2 protein-coding genes, 2 pseudogenes and 1 riboswitch are annotated in these 2,718 nt (G+C 47.2%); of the genes and pseudogenes, 2 read left to right on the top strand and 2 right to left on the bottom strand.

Translation table 11 applies throughout. The features are described 5' to 3' along the window. Positions 1–354, bottom strand: a pseudogene (locus GOB86_RS15145) (voltage-gated chloride channel protein); the annotation flags it as partial. Positions 355–389: 35 nt separating this feature from the next. Next, positions 390–467, bottom strand: a riboswitch (Fluoride riboswitch). Positions 468–872: 405 nt separating this feature from the next. On the opposite strand from GOB86_RS15145, the gene GOB86_RS15140 reads away from it, so the two are divergent. Then, a complete protein-coding gene (locus tag GOB86_RS15140; RefSeq protein WP_053324161.1) occupies positions 873–1,784 on the top strand; it encodes a TIR domain-containing protein in 912 nt (303 codons plus the stop codon). 8 nt (positions 1,785–1,792) lie between these two features. Then, positions 1,793–2,494: an adenylate/guanylate cyclase domain-containing protein gene (locus tag GOB86_RS15135; protein WP_165993474.1), complete on the top strand. Its 702-nt coding sequence runs from the start codon at positions 1,793–1,795 to the stop codon at positions 2,492–2,494. 132 nt (positions 2,495–2,626) lie between these two features. Here GOB86_RS15135 and GOB86_RS15130 read toward each other — a convergent pair. Continuing rightward, positions 2,627–2,718 (bottom strand): annotated as a pseudogene (locus GOB86_RS15130) (IS5/IS1182 family transposase); the annotation flags it as partial.

Below are 2,718 nucleotides of genomic sequence, written 5' to 3'. Positions count from 1 at the left end.
GACTGAGGCCCCGAACAGATGGCTGACGACGGTGGCGATCAGAACAAGAGGAGCCATACGCAGTGGCACACCGCCACCCGGTTCATGGATCTGATCGACGATCAGATTGTTGCCCCCTTCGGCGGAACGCCCGAACCAGTGATAAGCCAGCCCAACGGCAACGCCTGCCACCGGCAGGAACCACAACAGGCCGGGATGGGCGAAGCGATAGTCGGTGACATGATCAAGCGCCCAGAGGAAGACGGCGCATAACGTGCCGACGCAGGCTGCCATAGGCAGAAGAAGCCCGCTCCAGTGCAGAACGGCGAGAATATTTACTACGATGGAATTCTGAAACAGCGGAAAACGACCCATGACCCTGAACACACTCCTTCCTCACATGCCACTATGGCGAGGTAGGAGTCATCAGCCCTTGGGGCAGTTCGACTTCTACAGGAAGTCAGGCAGAGTCCATTGCCGTTACGTCACACTACGACCTATCTGCTGCCAGATGTCAATATTCTTGGTGCGCTAATGATAACATTATTTTGCTCAATGTGGCTATTTCGAGTTGTCTCATTTCAAGCGCTTACTGACGGAAAAATTCGAAAATGCTTTCTGCTTAATGGCCATATCCATATCTTTGGCGACACGACAGCGGACATTCTGCTGTTCCCCCAACAGCCTGTCCGCTCAACATCAGCGGCGCAGACAGGCGGCAGTCGCCCTCCAATCAGGCGTCCAAGCAGGTTGCTTTTTATCCCAAAACCGGTCAGTCTCTGGCCAATCCTAGTAACGTATTGGCTTGATGGTTGCCTGTTGTCATTCATAGAATATGGTATCAGACAGGAAAATAGATTCCCTTATTTGAATATTTATCACATGGAATTTGCATGTTAAATCGATTTCAGGGCGATAGTGGGCACAGGCTGAAGAAAGATTTGCTTAACCTGCAGAGAATGGTGCAGGGTAATTCTCTAATTTCTACGGAAGTCGCAGAAAAATCAACTATTCGGGAGTTTTCTTCTGGTGAAACGTTGATCGAACAAAATGGACATGACAACAGCATATATTTTATTCTTTCGGGATCGGTAGAAATTTTCGTTAATGGTTATCCAGTTGCTTTACGCGGGGCTGGAAATCACGTCGGAGAAATGGCGGCAATCGAACCAGCCCATAGGCGTTCCGCCACTGTTATCGCCAAGGAAGATACAATTGTTGCTGAGCTTAGCGAACACGACTTCACAGATATAGCCACTCGCTACCCAGAAATTTATAGGCTTATTGCGCGAGAACTGTCCCGGAGACTTTTGGAACGAAACAAACTGGTTAGCGGAGCACGGGAGAAAATAAAGGTATTTCTGATTTGCTCGACTGAGGCGTTGCCGATCGCCAGAGCGGTGCAAACAGCATTTGAGCATGATAATTTTTTGACGACACTCTGGACAGATGGAGTGTTCAAAATTAGTCACTATCCGTTGCAGAGCTTAGAGGAGCAGGTCGATAGTTCAGACTTTGCTATTGCTGTTGCTCATGCTGATGATCTCACGATATTTCGGGGACAAGAATGGCCCTCTTCACGCGACAATGTTGTCTTTGAACTTGGTTTGTTCATGGGGAGGCTTGGTCGCCAACGGGCTATCTTAATGGAACCACGCGAAAGCAAAATAAAACTTCCTAGTGATCTCGCAGGCATAACAACAATCACTTACAGATTTGAAGAAGGTTCCGATGCCGCAGCTCTTATAGCTCCTGCATGCAATCAGTTACGCAATCATATTGTGGCGCTCGGACCAAATAATTAGAGGACATTATGGGGCTTAAGAAAGAACTCAATGATGGTGTGGCGGCTATCTTTAGGGATCAGTGGACTACCAGAAAAGGAAGAAATGTCCCTGAGCCTGAGGATCTCAAGCTGAGCAATGACGCGGTTGATTTTGACAGAGCAACTATTCTATACGCGGACTTGGCTGGCTCGACGGCACTGGTAGACAGTAAAAATTGGTGGTTCTCAGCTGAGATTTACAAGACATTCCTCCTTTGCGCCGCAAAGATTGTTCGTTCTGAAGGCGGTGCTATCACTTCGTATGATGGCGATCGAATTATGGGAATATGGGTAGGAGAGTCACAAACGTGCCCTGCCGTTAGGGCTGCCTTGAAAATAAATTATGCAGTTCATAAGATTATTAATCCAGCTCTTGCTTCGCAATATCCTTCTCAGAATTATAAGATCAAGCAGGTTGTTGGGATAGATACCAGCTCCATCCGAGCCGCAAGGACAGGTGTAAGAGGTGGGAACGATCTCGTTTGGGTAGGACGGGCCGCAAATTACGCGGCGAAGCTTACCGATCTTGATCTAGAACCCCGAACATGGATCACAGCAGATGCGTATAACAAACTCCGCAATTCCGAGAAATTAGCATCAGGGAAGTCAATGTGGAAACAATATAGTTGGACCCAAAAAGATAATATAAAAATTTACGGATCAACTTATTGGTGGCCAATTAATGATTAGTTAATTTGCAATAATAAAAGTATTATTGTATTAAATTAGTGTATATGGTGTAATTTACAAGTAATAATTCTGGCTCGAGTGTGGGGCCAACGAAACCGGATAGTCCGCTTTTCTAAGAGCCCTTTTGGAAATTCACGGATGAGCGTTTCGGCGTAGCATGAGGCTTCCCATGGCGATGTGGATCATGGCCTCTGCGACGTCGATCCGCTGTTCGTAGTCCTTCA

The sequence above is a fragment of the Acetobacter lambici genome (assembly GCF_011516885.1).
In the GTDB taxonomy this organism is placed as follows: domain Bacteria; phylum Pseudomonadota; class Alphaproteobacteria; order Acetobacterales; family Acetobacteraceae; genus Acetobacter; species Acetobacter lambici.
This window is presented reverse-complemented; position numbering and strand designations above follow the sequence as displayed.

What these genes read in the sequence shown, in the direction of transcription:
- GOB86_RS15140 (WP_053324161.1), top strand. Translation starts at nt 873, where the DNA reads ATGTTAAATCGATTTCAGGGCGATAGTGGGCACAGGCTGAAGAAAGAT.
- GOB86_RS15135 (WP_165993474.1), top strand. Translation starts at nt 1,793, where the DNA reads ATGGGGCTTAAGAAAGAACTCAATGATGGTGTGGCGGCTATCTTTAGG.